Annotated in this window: 21 protein-coding genes; 1 reads left to right on the forward strand and 20 read right to left on the reverse strand. The window is 39.7% G+C overall.

Annotation, left to right across the window (positions count from 1 at the left end):
- The 13 genes from smc to ACLHDF_RS05435 all read right to left on the reverse strand — a co-directional run bounded on the left by smc (position 1) and on the right by ACLHDF_RS05435 (position 15,584).
- Positions 1–3,561, reverse strand: a complete 3,561-nt coding sequence (gene smc / locus ACLHDF_RS05375; RefSeq protein ID WP_413917931.1) for a chromosome segregation protein SMC — start codon at positions 3,559–3,561, stop codon at positions 1–3.
- A gap of 77 nt (positions 3,562–3,638) precedes the next feature.
- Positions 3,639–4,385, reverse strand: a complete 747-nt coding sequence (rnc, locus tag ACLHDF_RS05380) for a ribonuclease III (RefSeq protein ID WP_413917932.1) — start codon at positions 4,383–4,385, stop codon at positions 3,639–3,641.
- A gap of 179 nt (positions 4,386–4,564) precedes the next feature.
- Positions 4,565–4,798, reverse strand: a complete 234-nt coding sequence (acpP, locus tag ACLHDF_RS05385) for an acyl carrier protein (protein WP_013058905.1) — start codon at positions 4,796–4,798, stop codon at positions 4,565–4,567.
- A gap of 138 nt (positions 4,799–4,936) precedes the next feature.
- Positions 4,937–5,677, reverse strand: a complete 741-nt coding sequence (gene fabG / locus ACLHDF_RS05390) for a 3-oxoacyl-[acyl-carrier-protein] reductase (RefSeq protein ID WP_413917933.1) — start codon at positions 5,675–5,677, stop codon at positions 4,937–4,939.
- 1 nt (position 5,678) lies between these two features.
- On the reverse strand, positions 5,679–6,623 hold the full coding sequence (fabD, locus tag ACLHDF_RS05395; protein ID WP_413917934.1) for an ACP S-malonyltransferase: 945 nt from the start codon (positions 6,621–6,623) through the stop codon (positions 5,679–5,681).
- Between the two features lie 3 nt (positions 6,624–6,626).
- Positions 6,627–7,631: a phosphate acyltransferase PlsX gene (plsX, locus tag ACLHDF_RS05400; protein WP_413917935.1), complete on the reverse strand. Its 1,005-nt coding sequence runs from the start codon at positions 7,629–7,631 to the stop codon at positions 6,627–6,629.
- 20 nt (positions 7,632–7,651) lie between these two features.
- The gene (gene fapR / locus ACLHDF_RS05405) at positions 7,652–8,215 is read right to left on the reverse strand and encodes a transcription factor FapR (protein WP_413917936.1); all 564 of its coding nucleotides are present in this window, start codon (positions 8,213–8,215) and stop codon (positions 7,652–7,654) included.
- Positions 8,216–8,417: 202 nt separating this feature from the next.
- Complete coding sequence (recG, locus tag ACLHDF_RS05410; RefSeq protein ID WP_413917937.1) at positions 8,418–10,466, reverse strand: ATP-dependent DNA helicase RecG; 2,049 nt, start codon at positions 10,464–10,466, stop codon at positions 8,418–8,420.
- A complete protein-coding gene (gene sdaAA / locus ACLHDF_RS05415; protein ID WP_413917938.1) occupies positions 10,459–11,346 on the reverse strand; it encodes an L-serine ammonia-lyase, iron-sulfur-dependent, subunit alpha in 888 nt (295 codons plus the stop codon). The genes recG and sdaAA overlap by 8 nt, the downstream gene beginning before the upstream one ends.
- Positions 11,347–11,443: 97 nt before the next feature.
- A complete protein-coding gene (sdaAB, locus tag ACLHDF_RS05420; protein WP_413917939.1) occupies positions 11,444–12,106 on the reverse strand; it encodes an L-serine ammonia-lyase, iron-sulfur-dependent subunit beta in 663 nt (220 codons plus the stop codon).
- Between the two features lie 207 nt (positions 12,107–12,313).
- A complete protein-coding gene (locus ACLHDF_RS05425) occupies positions 12,314–13,342 on the reverse strand; it encodes a PTS sugar transporter subunit IIC (protein ID WP_413917940.1) in 1,029 nt (342 codons plus the stop codon).
- A gap of 195 nt (positions 13,343–13,537) precedes the next feature.
- On the reverse strand, positions 13,538–15,205 hold the full coding sequence (locus tag ACLHDF_RS05430) for a DAK2 domain-containing protein (RefSeq protein ID WP_413917941.1): 1,668 nt from the start codon (positions 15,203–15,205) through the stop codon (positions 13,538–13,540).
- 16 nt (positions 15,206–15,221) lie between these two features.
- Positions 15,222–15,584: an Asp23/Gls24 family envelope stress response protein gene (locus tag ACLHDF_RS05435; protein WP_413917942.1), complete on the reverse strand. Its 363-nt coding sequence runs from the start codon at positions 15,582–15,584 to the stop codon at positions 15,222–15,224.
- 314 nt (positions 15,585–15,898) lie between these two features.
- On the opposite strand from ACLHDF_RS05435, the gene rpmB reads away from it, so the two are divergent.
- A complete protein-coding gene (rpmB, locus tag ACLHDF_RS05440) occupies positions 15,899–16,087 on the forward strand; it encodes a 50S ribosomal protein L28 (RefSeq protein WP_013058914.1) in 189 nt (62 codons plus the stop codon).
- Between the two features lie 56 nt (positions 16,088–16,143).
- On the opposite strand, the gene spoVM is transcribed toward rpmB, so the two are convergent.
- From spoVM to rlmN, 7 genes are all read right to left on the reverse strand, one after another.
- Entirely contained in the window at positions 16,144–16,224 is an 81-nt protein-coding gene (spoVM, locus tag ACLHDF_RS05445) for a stage V sporulation protein SpoVM (RefSeq protein WP_016765421.1), read from the reverse strand.
- Positions 16,225–16,303: 79 nt separating this feature from the next.
- The gene (locus tag ACLHDF_RS05450; RefSeq protein ID WP_413917943.1) at positions 16,304–16,951 is read right to left on the reverse strand and encodes a thiamine diphosphokinase; all 648 of its coding nucleotides are present in this window, start codon (positions 16,949–16,951) and stop codon (positions 16,304–16,306) included.
- A gap of 115 nt (positions 16,952–17,066) precedes the next feature.
- Positions 17,067–17,723: a ribulose-phosphate 3-epimerase gene (gene rpe / locus ACLHDF_RS05455; RefSeq protein WP_413917944.1), complete on the reverse strand. Its 657-nt coding sequence runs from the start codon at positions 17,721–17,723 to the stop codon at positions 17,067–17,069.
- A gap of 2 nt (positions 17,724–17,725) precedes the next feature.
- Positions 17,726–18,607 carry a ribosome small subunit-dependent GTPase A gene (rsgA, locus tag ACLHDF_RS05460; RefSeq protein ID WP_413917945.1) on the reverse strand — a complete coding sequence of 294 codons (882 nt, stop codon included), beginning with the start codon at positions 18,605–18,607 and terminating at the stop codon, positions 17,726–17,728.
- A gap of 13 nt (positions 18,608–18,620) precedes the next feature.
- A complete protein-coding gene (gene pknB, locus ACLHDF_RS05465) occupies positions 18,621–20,666 on the reverse strand; it encodes a Stk1 family PASTA domain-containing Ser/Thr kinase (RefSeq protein ID WP_413918269.1) in 2,046 nt (681 codons plus the stop codon).
- Between the two features lie 5 nt (positions 20,667–20,671).
- Entirely contained in the window at positions 20,672–21,415 is a 744-nt protein-coding gene (locus ACLHDF_RS05470; RefSeq protein ID WP_413917946.1) for a Stp1/IreP family PP2C-type Ser/Thr phosphatase, read from the reverse strand.
- Positions 21,416–21,419: 4 nt separating this feature from the next.
- Positions 21,420–22,511, reverse strand: coding sequence for a 23S rRNA (adenine(2503)-C(2))-methyltransferase RlmN (gene rlmN, locus ACLHDF_RS05475; RefSeq protein ID WP_413917947.1), 1,092 nt, complete (start codon positions 22,509–22,511; stop codon positions 21,420–21,422).
- Positions 22,512–22,513 lie beyond the last annotated feature (2 nt).

The following is a 22,513-nucleotide window of genomic DNA, read 5'->3' on the forward strand; positions in this document are numbered from 1 at the left end:
TTAAACATATTGCTTTGATTCTTCTAAACGAACAGAGACTAATTTAGATACGCCCGATTCTTGCATTGTCACACCATACAGTACGTCAGCTTCTTCCATTGTACCTTTTCGGTGAGTAATGACAATAAACTGTGTTTGATTACTAAACTTGCGTAAATACGTAGCAAAGCGATGAACGTTTGCTTCATCAAGCGCCGCTTCTACTTCATCTAGCACACAAAACGGAACTGGACGTACTTTCAAAATAGAAAATAGAAGAGCAATGGCTGTTAAGGATCGCTCGCCACCTGACAACAACCCTAAATTCTGCAGTTTTTTCCCAGGAGGCTGGGCAACAATTTCCACTCCTGTATTTAATAAATCTTTTGGATCTGTTAATTTCAAATCCGCTTTTCCTCCACCGAATAGTGAAGAGAACACTGTACCAAATTCATTGCGAATACGCGAGAAGGTATCAGAAAAACGTTTTTTCATCTCCTCATCCATTTCTTCAATAACTTGATATAGCGTATTTTTTGCTTCGTCAAGGTCCGCTCGCTGCGTATTTAAAAATTCATAGCGTTCTGAAACGCGGTCATATTGTTCAATAGAACCTAAGTTTACGGTTCCTAATTCATCAATTGCCAACTTAATCAGCTTGATTTTTTTCCTCGCTTCTTGAATATCTAACGTTAAAGGATACTTTTCTTTTGCTGCTTCAAAGCTAATTTTGTACTCTTCTGTCAGCTGCTGCAGACGGCTGTCTAGCTCTACATCAATTCGATTGATTTTGACTTCTTCATCTTTTAAAGCATCCGCAATTTGCTTGTACTGACGCTGCAGCTCTTTTACAATCCTCTCTTCGTCTTCAAGTTTATTCTGAGCTTTTAACCGCTCTGATCTGCAGTCATCCATTAATTTTAACGTTTCTGTCTTTTCTTTTATTCGCTCATGCGCCGCTTCTTCAAGCTGAAGTTCACCCGAGTCGTTGCTCGTGATTTCACTTGTTAGAAGAGAAAGGTCATCTGTAGCTTCAGACAAACGTTGAATAGTTTGATCAAGCTCAAAGCACACTCTTTCGTATTTTTCTTGCTGATTTGTCAAAAGCTGCTCTTTTTTTGCAAGAAGTACTTTCACTTCTGTAAGCTCATGTTGAACCGTTTCTTTAGACGTTTGCTGTGTATGCTTGCGTGCAGCTAACTCTTCAATGCTTTTCTCTAATACATTTGCTTGCTGCTGATTTCCTTGCAAACTCGTATGTAGCTCATCAATTCGAGCAGACAAGCTCGTTTGATCTTGTCTAAAACTAGCAATATCATGGTCGTACATCGTTAAGCGGTCATTTACTGCTTTTTCTTCAATGTCAATTTGCTTTACTTCTCGGTCAGATTCCTGCTCTTTGTCCTTCAAGCGTTCCACAAACGCCTGCTGTTTATTAATTTCCTGTTGAAGCACTTCAATCTGTGACTTTTTCTCTTTCACATCTTGCTCAAGCAAAAGCGTCTTTTGTTCCATCTCTTCTATTTTTACCGTAATAGCTTCCACTTCTCGCTGACGACCTAACAAAGAATTGGACTTTTGCTTCATCGAACCACCTGTCATCGAACCGCCGGGGTTAACGACATCTCCTTTAACGGTCACAAAGCGATAGCGATGCTGTACAAGACGTGCAAGTTCATTCGCACCTTTTAAATCATTAACAACAATAACAGTTCCAAGTAAATTTTTGATAACTCGGTCATACGTAGCTTCATATCTAACAAGAGATGAAGCAATTCCTACATATGCTTCGTGACTTTCTAGCATAGAAATAGTTTGAGTTGGAATATAGCGGTCTTTTACAGACGTCAGTGGTAAAAATGTTGCTCTTCCGTAACCATTTTGTTTCAAAAAGCCAATTGCCTGCCGCGCGCTCTGTTCGTCTTGAACGACGATATGCTGAGCTGCTCCTCCAAGCGCAATTTCAAGCGCTGTTTCATACTCTTTCGGAACATTGATTAACTCAGCAATCGCACCTTTAATACCTGTAAGCTTCTCATCACGTGCTTTTAACACTTCTTTTACGCCGTGAAAATAACCTTCATAGTCTTCTTGCATCTCTTCAAGCATTTCTTTTCGTGATTTTGTCTGTTGGACATACTGATAAGCTTGATAAAGCGTAGACTCTTGCTTACGATAGGCTTGTCTTAACGACTCAAGCTTCTCTACTTGTTGCTTATACACTTGTACAGCTTGCTGAAGTTCTTGGCGAAACTGAGCGAGTCTTTTAATCGCCGCTTCTTTTCGCTGTGTTAATTCAAGGCGCTGTTCTACGTATTGCTCGTTAGATTTTGTTAAGCGCTGCTCTTTTTCAAACGTTTGCATTTTTTGCTGTTCTAAAAATGAAATTTCATTTCGAGCAGATGTTTGAGCGTTCGCTAATTCAAAATACTCACTTTTCATCTGTTCAAGTTTTTCTTCTAGATTCTCGCTGTACTGTCTGAACAACTGTTCCTGCTCAGTAAGCTTCAGGCCTATCTCTTGTACTTCCTTTTGAGATTGCTCAAGATCTTTTCCTTCGGTGTCTTTTGCTTTACTTAATTCTTGATGCTTATGAGTATACTCTTTTACCAAACGTTCCAGCTGCTCTTTATTTTGAAAAGCATTTTTCTTACGCTCTTTTAATACTTCTTTTTTGCCTTCTAGCTTTTCTACTTCTTCACTTACATATAGTAGTTTTTTATGTAAAGAGTCTAGTTGTTCGTCTATTTGCTGAATGTGTAAACGAAGAGTCTGGATTTCTCCTTCACGCGTGCGAATATTCGTTGCAAGAGATTCTTCAAGCTGCTCGTGTTGAGCCATTTCAGCTTTTAATTTTTCCCATTTCTGATGAAGATCTTCAACTTCAAATACCGTAACAGCTACATCAATCTGCTCTAGTTCTTCTTTTTTCTGCAAATAATCTTTTGCAATAGACGATTGAATCTGTAAAGGCTCTAACTGACCTTCAATTTCATGAAGAATATCTACCACTCGATTTAAATTTTCTTGCGTTTCAAGAAGTCGCAGCTCCGCTTTGCGTTTACGCGTTTTGTATTTTAATACACCCGCTGCTTCTTCAAAAATTTTACGGCGCTCGTCAGATTTACTGCTTAGTACTTCTTCTACTTTTCCTTGACTGATAATCGAAAAAGCTTCTCTTCCAAGCCCTGAGTCCATAAATAAATCGACAATATCTTTCAAACGGCACGGCTGATTGTTAATAAAAAATTCACTGTCTCCTGAGCGGTACACACGCCTCGTAATGCTAACTTCATGATAATCAAGCGGGAGAAACTGGTCATCATTTTCCAAAGTAAGCGTTACGTCAGCCACGTTTACCGCACGGCGCGATTCGCTTCCTGCAAAGATAATGTCCTCCATTTTCCCTCCACGAAGCGATTTGGCTGACTGTTCTCCAAGTACCCAGCGCACAGCATCTGTAATGTTACTTTTTCCGCTTCCATTCGGTCCCACTACCGCCGTTACACCTGGCACAAAATCTATCGATACTTTTTCTGCAAACGATTTGAACCCGGCAATATCTAATCGTTTGAGGAACATAGAAATCCCTCCTCACACATGTAATCTTTTCATAGCAAATCCCCCTTTATAACGAATGCGTTAAGAGGGGGATCATTTTATTTCGTTTGACTTGCTCTAATTTTCGTAATAGCTACTTGAGCCGCTTTTTGCTCAGCTTCTTTTTTCGAACGGCCTACACCAATACCGAGCTCTTCACCATTTAACGATACGCGAGATAAAAATTCGCGATTATGCGCTGGACCTTTTTCTTGCAAAACTTTGTATTCTAATTGTCCAACTCCATCACGTTGAATCACTTCTTGAAGCTGGCTTTTGAAATCCATCACATGAGAAAAAGCACCTTCATTAATTTTTGGAAAGACAACTTTTTTTAAAATTGTCACTACCGTATCAAGTCCTTGGTCTAAATAAAGAGCTCCGATAAATGCTTCAAACACATCAGCCAGTAAAGCTGGTCTAGATCGGCCGCCCGTCATCTCTTCACCTTTTCCAAGTAACACTAGTTTACCAAAATCCATTTCATTTGCAAAAGTAACAAGCGACGGTTCGCACACAACTGCTGCACGAAGCTTCGTTAACTCACCTTCACTCATTGTTGGATACTTTTTAAATAAAAACTGTGATACGGTTAGCTCTAATACGGCATCTCCTAAAAACTCAAGACGTTCGTTGTCTTCATACGGTCTTCTGCGATGCTCATTCACATAGGATGAATGTGTAAATGCTTGAAAGAGAAGCGCTTCATTTGTAAACTGAATACCAATTTCTTTTTGAAACTCCGCAAAATTTTGCTTGAATTTCACGTTTATCTTTCGGTCTCGATTTGAATATTGTTTAGGCATAAAATACCTCCGCTTACCTGCTTCAATTGTTTCGTAGTTTTTTCCTAATATACCTCATTATAAAACGAGGTATCCTAAAAGATACACTACCTTTTCAAAAAAAATGTCTTTTTTTGAAATTATTAAAAAGAAGAGAAAGCCCCGCTGTTTAACGGGGCTTTTCATACATATACTACAGATTAAATTTGGCTCTGTATGTAATTAACTGCATCTCCTACAGTTGAAATTTTTTCAGCTTCTTCGTCAGAAATTTCGATATCGAATTCCTCTTCAAGCTCCATTACAAATTCAACTACGTCTAGAGAGTCAGCACCTAAGTCTTCTTTGAAACTAGATTCTAGTTTCACTTCACTTTTGTCTACACCAAGACGATCAACAATGATTGTTGTTACGCGTTCTAGTACCTCTGCCATTGTTCTTCACCTCCCCTCAAGTCATTATAGATGATTTCCATCTAAAATACTATGGTTGAATAATAAAGTTTATTGGTCGACTAGTAAATGTCCCTTTGTACTTTATCACCAAATCGCACTTTTCGCAAAGTACATTTTTTACATCACCATTCCGCCGTCAACGTGAATCGTTTGACCCGTGATATAACGGCTTGCATCTGATGCTAAAAACGCAACTGCGTTCGCAACATCCTCAGGCTGGCCAAAGCTTGCAAGAGGAATTTGTTTTAACATTTCCGCCTGCACCTCTTCATTCAATTTATCCGTCATGTCTGTTGCAATGAAACCAGGTGCAACTGCATTCACTGTAATATTGCGGCTTGCTAATTCTTTAGCTGTGGTTTTTGTTAAACCAATCACGCCTGATTTTGCTGCTACATAATTTGCTTGCCCAGCATTACCGCTGACGCCGACGATTGATGAAATGTTAATGATGCGTCCTGCTCGCTGCTTCATCATTTGACGAGTAACCGCTTTTGTGCACAAAAATACACCTTTTAAGTTTGTATTAATAACATCATCCCATTCGTCTTCTTTCATACGCATAAGAAGATTATCACGTGTGATGCCCGCGTTGTTCACTAAAATGTCTACTGAACCAAATGTAGAGATTGCTTCTTTTACCATCGCTTGTACAGATTCACTTTCTGCGACGTTTGCTTGTACAGCAATCGCATCCGTTCCTAATCCTTTAATTTCCTCCACAACTTCAAGAGCTTTCGCTTCACTGCCGGAATAGTTTACAACTACTTTAGCACCAAGCTTTCCAAGCTCAATTGCAACGGCACGACCAATTCCGCGGGAGGCGCCTGTTACAACCGCAACTTTCCCTTGTAACATCTTATTCTCCCCCTTTTAGTGCGTCAATCGTTGATTTTAATGATGTAAGATCATTAACAGCATAAACAGCCGCACGACGATTTACTTTTTTAACAAGACCTGATAATACTTTTCCTGGTCCAATTTCAACAAAGGTATCTACACCTTCTGTAAGAAGTGTCTCAACTGTTTCTTCCCATCTCACTGGAGAATATAGTTGTTCCACTAGCTTGTTTTGAATATCTTGACTGTCAGTAACCGGCTTTGCTGTTACGTTTGCTATAACGGGAACTTTCGCATCGCTAAAGTCTACTGTTTCTAGCGTATCACGTAGCTTTTCAGCAGCTGGCTTCATTAAGCTAGAGTGGAACGGACCGCTTACCACTAGAGGAATCACGCGTTTCGCACCTTTTACTTTAGCAAGAGCTCCTGCTTTTTCTACGCCGTCTACCGTACCTGAAATAACAATTTGACCCGGGCAGTTAATATTTGCAAGCTGAACAGCGTCGCCTTCACTTGTAATTTGAGCAGTAACGGCTTCTAGATCTTCCGCTGACATACCAAGCACTGCTGCCATTGTACCTTGACCTGCTGGTACAGCTTCGTCCATATAGCGACCTCTTTTGTAAACAGCAACAACGGCATCTTCAAAAGATAAAACCTCAGCAGCCACAAGCGCACTGTATTCTCCTAGACTATGACCCGCAACAAAATCAGGTGTAATTCCGCTCTTTTTAAATGCCTCAAGCAACATCGTACTCGTTGTTAAAAGAGCAGGTTGAGCGTGATAAGTTAAAGTCAATTCTTCTTGAGGACCTTCAAAAATAATGTTTGAAAGACTGAACTCTAAAGCTTCGTCAGCTGTATGAATCAGCTTTTTCGCTTCCTCTACTTCATCATATAAATCTTTTCCCATACCAACAGTTTGTGAACCTTGGCCTGGAAAAATAAAAGCAATTTTCCCCATTTCTTATCTCTCCTTTTCTTCATTAGCAGTTTGTTCGATTGCTTTTTGAATAGTGGAAGACACATTGTTTTCCACCATATTTACAGCTTGCTTAATCGCGCTAAATACCGCATTCCCATCCGACGAACCGTGCGCTTTGATAACAGGCGCATGCAATCCAAAAAGCCCTGCTCCTCCATATTCACTGTAATCCATTTTCGCTTTTAAACCCTGCAGCTGAGGCTTTAGCACCGCTGCGGCTAACTTGCTTTTTAACGTGCTCGTTAATTCTTGTTTAATCATAGAAAACAAAGAAAGCGCCGTTCCCTCAATACTCTTAAGCGTCATATTACCTGTAAAACCATCGGTTACAACCACATCCGCTACGCCGTTTAGCAAATCACGAGACTCCACGTTGCCTACAAAATTGAGGTCAGCGTTTTTTAGTAACTGAAAGGATTGCTTTGTTAAGTCATTTCCTTTTTTATCCTCGGTTCCAATGTTCAACAGTCCAACTCTAGGAGCTTGAATGCCGCGTACTTTTTCCGCATACACCGCCCCCATCACGGCATACTGAAGCAAATGTTCAGGCTTGGCATCAACGTTTGCACCGACATCTAGCATTAAAAAGCCTTTTCCATCTAAGGTCGGAAGCGTCGGAGCAAGTGCTGGACGTTCAATGCCTTTAATACGACCTATAATAAAAAGTCCCGCTGTCATTAACGCTCCTGTATTTCCCGCTGAAATACAAGCATCAGCACGACCTTCGGCTACTTCATTTGCCATTAATACCATAGATGCTTGTTTTTTGCGGCGTACAGCTCGTACTGGTTCATCAGTGGCATCAATGGTTTCTTCTGTATGAATAATCGAAATACGATCAGGATTTGTTAAATACTTTTTAATTTCTGATTCGTTTCCAATTAACGTAATATGTAATTCTTTAAATTGAGCAGTCGCTTTTTCTACACCTTCAATAATGGCTTTCGGTGCATGATCTCCGCCCATTGCATCAATAGCTAGTTTCATGTTGCGTCTCATCCTTTTTATTATTTCTCCTTTGTAGAACGATACATTTTAAAAGTGCCAGAGAATACTTGCTCTTGCCCTACATAGCTGTTTACCTCAACGGTGGTTCGCACTTCACTAGTTGACAGAACTTTCGCTTTTGCTATCACTCGTTCATGAAGCTTAACAGGACGATGATAACGGATCGACGCATCTGCTGTGAGCGCTAGTTCGTTGTTAATAACAGCGACAGCTAACGAATTAGCTTGCGCAAAAAGGTGGTGACCACGAGCAATTTGATTACGCTGAAACACATGCTCTGTTTTCACATCAAAAATAGATATGGCTGATTGATCTAGTTCAATGTCGATAACTTCTCCAATTACTTCTTCAATCGGAAGCGAACGCACTTCCTCGTCTAGTTGTCTTGAAGCTACATGCTTAATACGTTCTCGCAGTTCAGGAATCGACAACTCTAGGCGATCTAATCGAATTGTTTGAACGCTCACTGAAAAACGGTCTGCTAGTTCTTCATCCGTAATAAATGGGTTTTCTTCAATTGTCGTTTTTAATAGCTGCTGTCTTTCTTTTTTACTGCGCTTCATTCTCCACCATCCGAACTTTTAATACTAGGTACTAATAGCAGTATATAATCATTACCTTCTAATTGCAACATTTTTCACATGATGTATTCTTTGCATTATAATATGTATATCCATGACTAACAGCCGCTAACTTTTTCATTCCAAGCTGCTTTTTTATCTTTATGAATGAAAAAGCAATAGACCACGGCCTATTGCTTTTTTACTAATCAAACTTTTCTCCAGTTAATACGCCCGTTGCTTCTAATTGTATTCTCAGCAGTGCAAATTGGTCTTCTGTCCAAAAGCTGTCGGAATTTACAAGTTTAGCAGCGTCTTCTCGAGCCACTTCAAGCGCACGGTAATCGTGCACCATATCGGCTACTTTAAACTCAGGCATACCGCTTTGTTTTCTACCAAAGAAATCGCCAGGTCCACGAAGCTCTAAGTCTCTTTCTGATAATACAAACCCATCGTTTGTTTCAGTCATAATGGTCATTCGCTCTTTTCCAACTTCTGATTTTGGATCCGCGAGCAGAATACAGTACGACTGTGCATCTCCTCGCCCTACGCGTCCTCGTAGCTGATGAAGCTGAGATAGCCCAAAGCGCTCTGCATCATAAATGACCATCACGGTTGCATTCGGAACGTTCACTCCAACTTCTACCACCGTTGTGGATACTAAAATTTGCACATCATTTATGCTAAATTGTTTCATCACTTCTTCTTTTTCATCAGGTGACAATCTTCCGTGCATGAGACCAACGCTTGCTTTTCCATTAAAATAGTGAGTGAGTGTTGCATGCACATCAATGGCATTTTGAACATCTAGCTTTTCCGATTCTTCAATCAACGGACAAATAACGTAAGCTTGTCTGCCGTCATGTATTTCTTTTTCAACAAAATGCAAAATGCGTTCAAGCATGTCATGCTTTACCCAGTACGTTTCGATTACCTTACGCCCTGCTGGCATTTCATCAATAATGGACACATCCATTTCTCCAAAAACCGTAATAGCAAGGGTTCTTGGAATAGGCGTCGCCGTCATAAAGAGTACATCCGGACTTTCTCCTTTTTCACGTAAAACCCGGCGCTGCCCAACCCCAAAACGGTGCTGTTCATCGGTGATGACGAGTCCTAGACTATTATATACAACTTCGTCTTGAATCAAGGCATGTGTACCTACTAATACATGAACATCTCCATCTTTCACTCGCTGAAGCAGCTCTCTTCTCGCTTTTCCTTTAACAGACCCTGTTAGCAAGCCTACACTGATTCCTACCTTTTCAAGCATCGCAGTTAATGACTCAGCATGCTGTTCAGCCAAAATTTCAGTCGGTACCATTAAAGCACCTTGATGTCCTGCTAAAACGGTAGCGTACAAGGCAACCGCTGCTACGACTGTTTTGCCTGAACCTACATCACCTTGCAGCAAGCGATTCATACGATAAGGCGATTTCATATCGAGCGTAATCTCGTTTACTACACGTTTTTGAGCGTTTGTTAACGGAAAGGGCAGCAAGTTCGTGAAGTTCACCAGTTCGGTTGAATCAAATGTTTGCTTCATTCCAGGCGTTTCTTCTCTTTCGCGCTTTCTAAGCGCCTGCATTTTTAATTGAAAAAGTAGAAATTCTTCATAAACAAATCGACGTCTTGCTTGTTTTAAATCTTCATGATCACGAGGTAAATGAATACTTCTGACCGCTTCTTCACGCGTCACTAATTTGTACCTAGAACGAATAGAGTCCGGGAGCATATCTTGAATGCTACTGCCATAATCCTTCAACGCAAGAGAGACGAACTTCCGCATCCCTTTGATCGTTAAGTTGCCTTTGACTGAGTAAACAGGTTCAATCGTTTGATTTTTAACAAACGGAGAAAATTGAAGCTCTTGCAAATTAATCGTTTGCCGGTGCTGATCCCATTTTCCCGTAACCGTAACAGTTTGATCAATTTCTAATTTTGATTTATAGTAAGGGCGATTAAAGCAAGTAACCGTAATCAAATAGCGGTTTACCAGCAGCCGAAACGTAAGGCGCGAACGTTTTTTGCCGTAATACGTAAGCGAGGGAACGCTGTGAACTTTACCTTCTACGGTGACCTTTTCATCGTGCTTTGCTTCAGCCAAATCTTTTAATTCATAATCTTCATAGCGGTACGGAAAATGCTCTAACAAGTCATGCACACTGTGAATATGCATATCCTCTAATGCTTGTGCTGTTTCATCTCCGATACCTTTAATGGTTTTAATTGAAATAGTTGTTAGTTCATTCACTTTTATTTAATGCAATACCAAAGATCTTCGCTTCAAGCTCGCGACCTGTTGGTGTTGCCGCTAAGCCTCCTTGTGCAGTTTCTCGTAATGCAACCGGCATTGTTTGACCAATTTTATACATAGCATCAATGACTTCATCACATGGAATACGACTTGTAATGCCTGCTAAAGCCATATCTGCTGCAATCATTGCATTCGCCGCTCCCATTGCGTTTCGTTTCACACATGGAACTTCTACTAGCCCCGCTACTGGGTCACATACTAATCCTAGCATATTTTTGAGCGTAATTGCCATTGCTTCAGCTGCCTGACTAGGTGTACCTCCTGCCATTTCAACAATTGCTGCAGCTGCCATACCTGAAGCTGAACCCACTTCTGCTTGACATCCGCCTGCTGCTCCCGAAATAGATGCATTATTGGCTACAACAAACCCAAAAGCACCTGATGTAAATAAAAATTCAATCATTTCTTTGCGAGTTGGGTTTAGCTTATTTTGCACTGCAAACAGCGTTCCTGGCACTACCCCCGCAGATCCAGCAGTAGGCGTTGCACAGATTGTCCCCATTGCTGCATTTACTTCATTTGTCGCTACTGCTTTGCTGACTGCATCTAAAATTAAATTTCCAGATAAAGATTTTCCACTTTGAATATAGTTTTGAAGCAGCACTGCATCACCGCCTGTTAAACCTGTAACAGACTGTACCCCTTTTAAACCGCGTTCAACCGCTTCTTCCATAACCGTTAAGTTCCGGTCCATTTTTTCCATGATTTCTTCACGAGTAACTCCCGTAATATTCATTTCCTGTTGAATCATAATCTCTGCAATTTTCACATTTTGACTTTCTGCTAATTCTACTAGTTCTGCTACGTTTCGAAACATAGTAACCTCCGCTATCATTCTGTCTTATTTTTACTTTGGAATCATATATAATCACTCGACCCTTTTATTCTCGCAGGCCGTTCCTATTCACTCCACCCTATTCAACCATTCTTGTTACTTGAATAATGTGAGGCAATGTTTTTAACTCTTCAATTACATCATCTTCAATATTCGTATCCATTTCAATTGCCATGAGCGCTACTTCTCCGCGCTCTTTGCGAGATACTTCCATATGTCCGATATTAATTGAATGTTTCATCAAAATATTCGTAACGGTCGCAATGGCACCAAATCGATCATTATGCACAACGAGAATAGCTGGATTCATACCTGATAAATTTAATTCAAATCCATTCAGCTCCGTAATTTGAATTTTTCCTCCGCCAATTGAAATTCCAACAACTTCAATTTCCTTTAATCCGTCGCTCATTTTAATGCGAGCGGTATTTGGATGGTCTGTGATTGCCGCTTCTTCCACAAATGTGACGTCGATTCCTTCTTTTTCAGCTAAGTCCAAAGACTCCGGAATACGCTGGTCGAATGTATCAAAATCTAAAATACCACCAATCAATGCTACATCTGTTCCGTGTCCTTTGTACGTTTGAGCAAAAGAACCGTATAATGAAACCACAACTTTTGTTGGCTGCTTGCCAAAAAGTGTTCGGGCAACGCGTCCAATACGCGCTGCACCAGCTGTATGTGAGCTAGATGGCCCAATCATTACCGGACCAATAATATCAAAGACAGATTTATATTTCATAAGGATTTTCCCCCCGCTATTTAAACATTGTTATTACTTATATGTTACTTGAGCTTTCGACTTTTTGAAAGCTTTGTTTCACACTCTGAAAAAATTTAAAAATTCTCATTTTTCACTAGAGATTTCTATAAAGAAAATGATGTATTTATCCATAAAAATGGGATAAATACATCATTTTAGTGCCTCTTATAGTAAGAACCTATGTAGCTAGGCTGCTTCTTGTTCAGAGGCTATATCTTCTCCAGTTTTAATTTTAAAGTTTTTAAAAACAACGGAACCGATAAATCCGGCTAATGCTCCAGCTAATGCGCAAAGTACTGCACAAATTGCGACCTTCATAGGGTCATTAAAACCAAACATTACCGCAAGTCCTGCGATGGGAGTTGCCGTGCCTGCAGCATCATTTACCAATCCAAAAAGCGCTACGATTACACCAGCTAGTGCACCTCCAAAAAAGTTTGTGATGTAAATAGGAATCGGATTTGCTGAAATAATATTCGTTTGTGTTAAAGGTTCGACCGCAACTGAAATGGTGGTTCGGCGGTCTCCAAATTTTAATCGATCAAACAGCACGTAATTCATAAAAGAAGAGCCAAATACAGCGAGGGCTCCAATTGCCATTGGCAATCCCGTTAATCCTAGCATAGCCGTTAATGCCATTGAACTAAGCGGAGCCGTTGCTACCACTGTAATAACCCCTCCCAAAATAATTCCCATTAAAATAGGGCTAATACTTGCTGTATCTTTAATAATCCCACCAATATTTAAAAGCGTTGCATCTACAATAGGTGAAAATGCATTGCCAATTAATCTTGTTAAAGGTGCTGCAATTAAAATGTTTCCTAATAAGTCAAGGCCAGCAGGTGCCTTTTTCTCAATAAATTTTACTACGAACGCCATGATGTATCCGGCAAAAAATCCAGGGAGCAAGCCTAACCCTGAACACACTACGCCCATCATAAGAGCATATACAGGAGATACTCCTAACGCTAAAGCAACTAGTGCTGCTGCTGCAACTCCTCCCATTCCTCCTGCAGCCTTTCCGACTTCATCTAAAAATGAAATACCTAGTACATCTCCTCCTACGTAAGACTGAAAGGCTTCTACGAGAAATGCTGCTACCGCTCCGCTTGCCAACGCCCCCATCGCTTTCATTCCGTAAGGCGCCTTATTGCTAAACAGCCAGAACAAAAATAACACTAATAACAATAAGCCTGTTCCTTTTAAAATATCCATTGCTGTCTCTCCTCTCATGCTGTTTTCTTTCACATTTAACATACTGAGCTTTCAAAACTACCATATAAACAAGTTCTTTTCAACCAATACATCTAATAAAGCGAACATTAACAAAATTCAACATCAAAATAGTTCGTATTAAACTTAAAATAACAAAAAAAAGCGGCATCCCTTGGTAGGGGTACCGCTTTTTTGTTATTCAATTGCAAAAATATAAGAATATAAAGGTTGATCTCCCTTATGAAGCTCTACTTCAATCTCTTCAAACGTTTCTTCTACAAACGATGTTAGTGCTTCAGCTTCATCGTCTGAAACATCCTCTCCTTGAAGAATCGTAAGGATTTCCGCTTCTTCATCAATCATATAAGTTAATAGCTTTTTCGCCGCTTCTAATTTCTCTGAATCTTTTACGACGATTTTCTTTTCAGCAATACCCATAAAATCGCCTTTAGCTAATTCAAGACCATCAATATTTGTATCGCGAACTGCATACGTTACTTGTCCTGTTTTTACGTGCTGTAAAGCTTCCGTCATTGCTTCCTCGTTTTCTTTTAAGCTTTGCTGAGGATTAAATGATAGCAGCGCTGTCATTCCTTGAGGAACCGTTTTAGATGGAACAACTGAAACGTGGCTGCCGACAACAGCAGCCGCTTGGTTAGCAGCCATCACGATATTCCCATTATTAGGTAGAATCAGTACCTGTTCAGCATTTGTTTCTTCAATCGCTTTGACAATATCCTCCGTACTCGGATTCATTGTTTGTCCGCCTTCAATGACAACCGTTGCTCCAAGGCTTTTGAACAATTCAGCAATTCCTTTTCCCATGGTTACAGTAACAATGCCAAACGGCTGTTTTTCAGCTTTTTTTACTGCTGGCTTTTCTTCATCTGAAACAATGCTGCTGTGCTGTTCTCTCATATTTTCAATCTTCATTTTAATTAAACTTCCATATTGCTGCCCATAGTTTAACACTTCTCCAGGGTACTCGGCGTGAATATGAACTTTCACGATTTCATCATCAGATACTACAAGCAATGAGTCGCCCCATTTGCTTAAATCTTGACGAAACGTTTCTTCAGAAAAAGTTTTAGCTGCAGGCTTATTCTCTTCCAGTCTTACCATAAATTCTGTACAATAGCCAAATTCAATATCTTCTGTATTCATGTGGCTCTGCGCATGCTTATGATGTTCAGCATTTACAAGTTCATTCATTGAAGGAGCTGACATGGGTACACCCGGAAGTTTTTCACCTTTTAATTCTGCTAAGAATCCTTCATAAATTAAAACAAGCCCTTGACCTCCGCTATCCACTACGCCTACTTCTTTTAACACAGGTAAAAGATCCGGCGTGCGATTTAACGAAGCATTAGCTTCCTTAAGTACTTCTTCCATAAACAGAACCATGTCAGATTGCTTTTTAGCAATGGCCGCTGCTTTTTTAGCAGTATCCTTAGCTACTGTTAGAATGGTTCCTTCAATTGGTTTCATCACAGCTTTATAAGCAGTTGCTACGCCAAGTTCAAGAGCTTCAGCAAACTCAACTGTTGTAATCGCTGACTTTTGCTCAACCGATTTCGCAAAACCGCGGAATAATTGAGATAAAATAACTCCTGAATTACCGCGTGCCCCCATTAATAACCCCTTAGACAAAGCTTGACTCACTTGGCCGATGTGATCAGATACTTTATTTTTCACTTCTTTAGCACCAGACGTAATCGATAAGTTCATATTTGTTCCAGTATCACCATCTGGTACAGGAAAAACGTTCAGCGCATCTACATAACCTGCATTGTTAGATAGATGCTGAGCTCCTTGAAGCACCATTTCCCTAAAACGCTTTCCGTCCAACGTTGTCATTGACACGAATCTTCCTCCTTAATTAAACGTTCGTTACACGAACACCCTGCACATAAATATTTACTGAATCAACCGTTAAACCAACCGTTTGTTCCAGCGTGTATTTTACTTTTGTTTGCACATTATGAGCAATTTCAGAAATTTTTGTTCCATAGCTTACGATAATGTACATATCAATATGTACCTCATCCTCTTCTTGTCTTACTACAATACCTCGTGTAAAGTTTTCTTTGCGAAGAATTTCTGTAAGACCATCTTTAAGCTGATTTTTTGAAGCCATTCCAACAATCCCGTAACAATCAACAGCTGCTCCTCCAGCAATTGTTGCAATTACATCTGTAGAAATATCAATTTGACCATACTTCGTTTTCATTTCGATGGACATACTCGTTCCCCTTTCTACTTTCATAGGTTATAAATATTCTACTATAATCAATCTCGTTTTAAAAGAGACGTCCAGCTTGTCCCTTTTAAACACGACAGCATAAGGTATCAACTTGTCTTAAAATAAATAATAGCCCAAGTTACACCTATTTCTACTCTCTATATTATTGAACATAGATTCATTTTATATGTCAAGGAAAATTTCTTGAAAGCTTTTCTCCAGAACTATTGCATTCTCTTTAAGGCTGTGATAAATTAATATAGTATTTCTCAAAACAGAATTGAGTAGTTTTTTTGGTGTTAGGAGGGAAAATCATGGCACGCAAATGTGTAGTAACTGGTAGAAAAGCTCGTTCAGGTAACGCACGTTCTCACGCAATGAACGCTACTAAGCGTAAATGGGGTGCTAACGTTCAAAAAGTACGTATCTTAGTGAACGGTAAACCAAAACGTGTGTACGTTTCAGCTAGAGCCCTTAAATCTGGTAAAGTTCAACGCGTTTAATCTTTATAATGAAAAAGCACCATATTTTATGGTGCTTCTTTTATTATTCCTGCTTTTTAATCTTTTTTAAATGAATTGAGCATGACCTTTACGATGCCACCTAAAAACTTTGGAAGTTTGATTGTATAGAATTTCATACTGTCCCTCCTAACCTTCTCCACACTTTATCTCCTTTTAAAGAAAGCCCTATTCCCTGCTCTCATTTTCCATACTTCATCACAAGCAACGTTTATCATTGCTTCTTACCATCATTAATATGCCTTTTGTAAATGAAAAAGTACCTCTTTGTTGAATAAGTTCATTGCTAATACATAAAGTTGAGCCGAGTTCTACTTCATGCTTAGTGAGCGGATATTTGAAACCTTCTAGCGTAAGCTCTTTTACACCACCTGCAAAAGGAACAAACGAAATATAGTGAAACTCATTTAAACGATCAACATGATAAGTACCTGGTGCAAACAATTGAATGCTATTTTGATTGTCAACCATTTGTACATTCGCCTTCTTTTTTAAACCTTTGTACAGAAGCTGAATGCTTCCAAACATGTGATCAAGCCTTCCACCTGTCGCTCCAAAGATACAAATACTATCCGGTTTTTGCTCTAACGCCCACTCAAAAGCAAGTTCCAAATCCGTTGCATCTTTTTCCGCAGGATACAATTCAACATCTTGTAATGCTTCTCTCACCAGCTTCAGCTGAGCATTTGTGATGGAATCAAAATCTCCAAATGCTTTCACCGGCAAAATGTCTTGTTGAAGAAGAAGAAATACGCCACGGTCTACTCCTACCCACTTTACATCACTTGATGAGCGCAAGAGTGGCATATGTTCATCTGGTCCCCCTGCTAGAATATGAATTTTCATTATGTATGTGCTCCTTTTCTATTAAAAATAAACGAAATAAATATGTTTTCTTTATCCTAAAAGAAAAAGCTGCCGTGTACAAGTTCTACTCGTTGTACACAGCAGCTTTTATTGCTTAAGCTTGAACAGTTGTGCGAATTTGACTAATTGCGCCTGCTCGATCTTCTCGATTATAAATAGCTGAGCCAGCCACTAAGACGTTTGCTCCTGCTTCCACACATTTTCTTGCTGTTTCTTCATTAATTCCTCCATCAACCTCTACTTCAATAGAAAGCTGACGAATTTCAATAAGCTGAGAAATTTGCTCAATTTTCGGCAGTACACTTGGAATAAATGTCTGTCCTCCAAAGCCTGGGTTCACCGTCATTAATAAAATAAGATCGATATCTTCTAAGATATGCTTTACCACATCAATCGGCGTTGCGGGATTTAAAGCAACTCCTGCTTTCATGCCATGCTCTTTAATTAATTGAATGGTGCGGTGCAAATGAGTACACGCTTCAGCATGTACCGTTAAAATATCGGCACCTGCCTTTGCAAACATTGGAACGTATTGATCTGGATTTTCAATCATCAAATGCACATCTAATGGAAGTGCTGTGACAGGGCGTACAGCCTCAACGATAAGCGGTCCAATTGTAATATTAGGAACAAAATGGCCATCCATAACGTCTATATGGATGTAGTCTGCTCCACCTGCTTCAACTTCACGAATTTCTTCAGCAAGCTTTGAAAAATTGGCAGATAAAATGGAAGGTGCGATTTTTGTCATTTTTAATACCTCGGCTTTCTTTGCTTAATTTCCTCAATAAATTGCAAGTAATGTTCGTAGCGATAACTCGGAATTTCTTTTTGTTCGTACGCTTCTTTCACCGCACATTTTGGTTCTTTCACATGCAAACAACCTCGAAATTTACACTGTTCACTCAAACGCGACATTTCAGGAAAACAATGGGTTAATTCTTCTACTTCTAATGTTAAAAACTCCAGTGAGCTAAAACCTGGCGTGTCAGCTACTAAACCTTCACCAAATGAAATAAGTTCCACATGGCGTGTGGTATGCTTCCCTCTTCCAAGTGACATGGAAATATCATTTGTTTTTAACTCAAGCTCTGGTTTAAGTGCGTTTAACAGTGAAGATTTACCGACACCTGACTGTCCGGCAATGACCGTTACGCGATCTTCAAATAACGGCTGAATTTGTTCCATGCCTTTTTCCGTTACTGTCGACGTTAAAATGACCTCATATCCTATTTTACGATATTCTTCGGCATATTGCTTGATTTCTTGCTTCTGCTGCTGTGATAAAAGATCTACTTTTGAAATACAAATAATAGGTTCAATATGATTAGATTCCACTAGCACTAAAAATCGGTCAAGAAGCATTGTGCTAAAATCAGGTTCAATCGCTGAAAAAACAAGCAGCGCCTGATCAACATTTGAAATAGGGGGACGAACTAATTCATTTTTACGTTCTTTAATTTCAAGTATATATCCTTCAAGCTTATTTTCCGCTTGAAATACTACATTGTCACCGACTAAAGGCGTTACCTTCTTTTTACGAAAAACACCTCGTCCTCGACATTGCGTTACTTGTCCATCATGAAGAACATAATAAAATCCGCTAAGGGATTTAATAATTCTTCCTTCTGGCATAACCTCACTCCTATCACTCTGGATATTCAACGTCTTTTTCTTCAATAACTTCCCCGTCTCGGACAATTTTATAAGACGCTTTTTCATTTTCCTTGACTAAGACATCGAACGATTCTTTTGTTGTTTCAGTAATCGTTAATTCTTTAGCAGGAACAGACATATCGTTATCTGCATCTTCGATATAAATTTGTACTTTTTGCGGCTTTGGTTTTCCATCTTCTGTTTCGGTTACATCGCCTGTTTCCGTTGTGTCACCTTGTTCCGTGCTTGCTTCCGCGTCGGTCTCTTCTTTATACGGAATGGTAACATCCACTGACACCGTTTGAGGAGCTTTTGGCTCTTTGCCCATTGAGACCGTAATGGTGAGCTTATCACCTTGCTCGATACTCTCATCCGCTGCAGGCTTTTGAGACATCACAAGACCTTTTTCAACAGTGTCGGAATACGCTGTTTTTACGTCAACTTCAATATTTTCATCTGATGCATAGTCTTTTACGCTTTTTTCCGTCCAGCCTGAGAAATCCTTTAATGTAATCTTCGGCGGACCCTTACTTACCCACAGAGTAACCGTTGTGTCTTCCGGCACAACTTGTTCTGTTTCTTTAGGCGTCTGATCTGTAATATTGCCTTTTGGTTCTGTACTTTCAACTTCGATTGATTGGATATCTTTATAATGCTGCTTTTCTAACAGACTTTTTACTTCTGTAAAGCTTCTTCCAATGTATCGGTTAAATGCTTCTTTTTTCTTTCCTGTACTTCGATAAATAATGACATTAGATCCTTCTTTGATGACGTCTCCTGCTTCTGGCACCGTTTTAACCACGTCGCCTTCTTCCACCTCATTATCAGATATATCTTTAGGATTCTTCACTTTAAATCCTAAAGAAACCAAATCGGTTACTGCTGATTCATAATCTTGATTATGCAAATCAGGAACCTTGACGTCTTTTGGGAGCAATAAAGCTGGAATAAATGTAACGGCGGCTACGCTAGCAGCTGCCAGCAGCAAAAAAATTAAAACAAGCGTTACAATCAGCTTGCTTTTACCTTTTTTCTTTTTCTTCTTTTTTTTCTTCGGCTTTAATTCTTCTTCCTCTTCTTCTTCTCGCTCTAAGTAAGGTGGTTTTCTCACAGGTACGTGCGTTTCTTCAGATTCAACAAAGTCTTCCTTAATAACTGGAATAGCTTTTGTTACTTCTTCATCATTAGGTACCGTAAATCTTTGCTCATTATAACGATTTGGATGAACAGCAGACTGTAAATCCGCTTCGAGTTCTTCGACGGAACTGTATCTGTAAAATGGATCTTTAGTTGTTGCTTTTAATACAACATTCTCCACGCTTTGAGGGATAGAGGGATTCCACCTTTTTGGAGAAGGTGTTTCTGTCTGTAAATGTTTTAATGCAATTGACACAGCCGATTCCCCAGAAAAAGGGACTCGACCCGTTAGCAATTCAAATAGGACAATGCCAAGCGAATAAATATCGGAACGCTTATTCGCAAGCCCTCCCCTTGCCTGTTCAGGAGATAAATAATGAACAGATCCCAAAACAGAATTGGTATGCGTAATGGTTGTAGAACTTAATGCTACGGCAATGCCGAAGTCAGTAACTTTAATGGTATCATCATGATCAATTAAAATATTTTGAGGCTTAATATCCCGATGAATAATTCCGTATTGATGAGCATGGGCAATAGCTGATGTAATCTGCGTCATAATATGTATAGCTTTATCAAGAGATAATGGTGATTCTTGCAGAATATATTGCTTTAATGTCATACCCGGTACGTATTCCATGATGATATAGTAAATATCTTCTTCTTCTCCAACATCATAAATGCTGACAATATTAGGATGAGCAATACTCGTAGCAGATTGTGCTTCTCGATGGAAACGCTTTATAAACGCATCGTCACTTGCAAAGTCTAAGCGCAGCACTTTAATTGCCACATCACGATCTAAAATCATGTCGCGACCTAAATAGACGTTTGCCATTCCGCCTCCACCAATTACCTGTATTACCTTATAACGGTCGTTTAGCCGTCTACCTATTAGCAACACTCTCACCCACTTTCAGATGTAAAGTCCACAATTGCAAGTGTAATATTGTCTTCTCCACCAAGCTCATTTGCTAATTGAATCAGGCTCGTACCTTTTTCGTGAAGTGATGAACTTGTTGATAACGTTTCGTTCAACTTTTGTTCCGTTACCTTATTTGTCAGTCCATCTGAACATAATAATAATCGATCTTCTTTTTCCACTTCAATTGTTTTTACATCTAAGCTAACATTTTCTTCGGTACCTAGTGCTCTTAATAAGATATTTTTTCGTGGATGATGTTCAGCATCTTCTTTTGTGATTTGACCGTTTTTTACGAGTTCATTCACAAGAGAATGATCTTCTGTCACTTGTTGAAATCCATATTCATTCGAAATATAGCACCTGCTGTCTCCTATATTACCAATCGCACAAAACGTATCGGCGCATAAAGCAAGTACAACCGTCGTGCCCATGCCTTTACATTCTTCATGTTCCTGAGCATACTGATAAATATCTTGATTAATTTGTGAAACATGCGTACGAATCCACTGCGTCGCCTCATCAGGAGACGTTACTTTTTCCGCTTCCTTCCACGCTATTTGCAATTTTTGAACCGCCATCTCACTGGCGACGTCGCCAGCTCGATGACCTCCCATACCATCAGCCACAATTGCAAGCAGCTGATTATGTTGGTTCAAAAATACCCCTCCGTTATCTTCATTGTGTTGTCTAACTCTCCCTCGGTCTGTCATGAAGACAGTTGCCATACAATCACCTCGTCTCTTCTTTACGCTCCTTCGCACGTAATTGGCCACAAGCTGCATCGATATCATGACCTTGCTCACGTCGAATAGTCACGTTAACGCCACGCTTTTTAAGCGTACGTTCAAATGCAAAAATCTGCTCACGTGGTGTACGAACATAATCACGCTCAGGCACATAGTTTACTGGAATCAAGTTCACATGACACTTAACATCTTTAATCAATTCCGCTAGTTCCTCCGCATGCTCTACTTGATCGTTTACTCCTCCGAATAGGCCGTACTCAAAGCTAATACGTCTTCCCGTTTTATCCGTATAATATTTAATGGCTTCCATCAAATCAGGAAGTTTATACGCACGGTTAATCGGCATTAAGCGCGAGCGAATGTCATTGTTTGGAGCGTGAAGTGAAATCGCGAAATTGATTTGCATTTGTTCATCAGCAAACTTATAGATTTTTGGGATGATTCCACTAGTCGATACCGTGATATGACGTGCACCAATATTTAATCCATGATCACTGTTAATTGTTTTTAAGAAGCGCATCATCTCATCATAGTTATCAAACGGCTCCCCAATACCCATAATTACGACAGAGCTCACGCGTTCTCCTTGTTCATCTAACGCTTTTTGTACTTTTACTACTTGAGCTACGATTTCTCCAGCTTCTAAATTACGCTTTAAACCTCCGAGAGTTGATGCACAGAACGTACAGCCGATGCGACATCCAACTTGAGTTGTTACACAGACAGAATTTCCGTATTCATGTCGCATAAGCACTGTTTCGATCGTATAACCGTCATGAAGTTCGAATAAAAACTTCATCGTGCCATCTCCAGACGTTTGCTGAACAACTGTTTTTAATGTCGTTAATACAAATTTCTCTTTTAGTTGCTCACGTAACCCTTTAGATAAGTTTGACATATCGTCAAAGCCCGTTACGCGTTTAACATATAACCAGTCAAAAATTTGTTTAGCGCGGAACTTCTTATCTCCGTGTTCTACTAACCAGTTTTCTAGATCATGCATTTCTAATGAATAAATAGATGGTTTTTGCGGCTTTTCTTGTGTTTTTGCTTTTCTTTTAGTTACTTCTTCCATTT

This window comes from Priestia megaterium (assembly GCF_046599315.1).
Lineage (GTDB): Bacteria > Bacillota > Bacilli > Bacillales > Bacillaceae_H > Priestia > Priestia megaterium_F.

What these genes read in the sequence shown, in the direction of transcription:
- smc (WP_413917931.1), bottom strand. Translation starts at nt 3,561, where the DNA reads ATGTTCCTCAAACGATTAGATATTGCCGGGTTCAAATCGTTTGCAGAA.
- rnc (WP_413917932.1), bottom strand. Translation starts at nt 4,385, where the DNA reads ATGCCTAAACAATATTCAAATCGAGACCGAAAGATAAACGTGAAATTC.
- acpP (WP_013058905.1), bottom strand. Translation starts at nt 4,798, where the DNA reads ATGGCAGAGGTACTAGAACGCGTAACAACAATCATTGTTGATCGTCTT.
- fabG (WP_413917933.1), bottom strand. Translation starts at nt 5,677, where the DNA reads ATGTTACAAGGGAAAGTTGCGGTTGTAACAGGCGCCTCCCGCGGAATT.
- fabD (WP_413917934.1), bottom strand. Translation starts at nt 6,623, where the DNA reads ATGGGGAAAATTGCTTTTATTTTTCCAGGCCAAGGTTCACAAACTGTT.
- plsX (WP_413917935.1), bottom strand. Translation starts at nt 7,631, where the DNA reads ATGAAACTAGCTATTGATGCAATGGGCGGAGATCATGCACCGAAAGCC.
- fapR (WP_413917936.1), bottom strand. Translation starts at nt 8,215, where the DNA reads ATGAAGCGCAGTAAAAAAGAAAGACAGCAGCTATTAAAAACGACAATT.
- sdaAA (WP_413917938.1), bottom strand. Translation starts at nt 11,346, where the DNA reads ATGTTTCGAAACGTAGCAGAACTAGTAGAATTAGCAGAAAGTCAAAAT.
- sdaAB (WP_413917939.1), bottom strand. Translation starts at nt 12,106, where the DNA reads ATGAAATATAAATCTGTCTTTGATATTATTGGTCCGGTAATGATTGGG.
- ACLHDF_RS05425 (WP_413917940.1), bottom strand. Translation starts at nt 13,342, where the DNA reads ATGGATATTTTAAAAGGAACAGGCTTATTGTTATTAGTGTTATTTTTG.
- ACLHDF_RS05435 (WP_413917942.1), bottom strand. Translation starts at nt 15,584, where the DNA reads ATGTCCATCGAAATGAAAACGAAGTATGGTCAAATTGATATTTCTACA.
- rpmB (WP_013058914.1), top strand. Translation starts at nt 15,899, where the DNA reads ATGGCACGCAAATGTGTAGTAACTGGTAGAAAAGCTCGTTCAGGTAAC.
- spoVM (WP_016765421.1), bottom strand. Translation starts at nt 16,224, where the DNA reads ATGAAATTCTATACAATCAAACTTCCAAAGTTTTTAGGTGGCATCGTA.
- ACLHDF_RS05450 (WP_413917943.1), bottom strand. Translation starts at nt 16,951, where the DNA reads ATGAAAATTCATATTCTAGCAGGGGGACCAGATGAACATATGCCACTC.
- rpe (WP_413917944.1), bottom strand. Translation starts at nt 17,723, where the DNA reads ATGACAAAAATCGCACCTTCCATTTTATCTGCCAATTTTTCAAAGCTT.
- rsgA (WP_413917945.1), bottom strand. Translation starts at nt 18,607, where the DNA reads ATGCCAGAAGGAAGAATTATTAAATCCCTTAGCGGATTTTATTATGTT.
- ACLHDF_RS05470 (WP_413917946.1), bottom strand. Translation starts at nt 21,415, where the DNA reads ATGGCAACTGTCTTCATGACAGACCGAGGGAGAGTTAGACAACACAAT.
- rlmN (WP_413917947.1), bottom strand. Translation starts at nt 22,511, where the DNA reads ATGGAAGAAGTAACTAAAAGAAAAGCAAAAACACAAGAAAAGCCGCAA.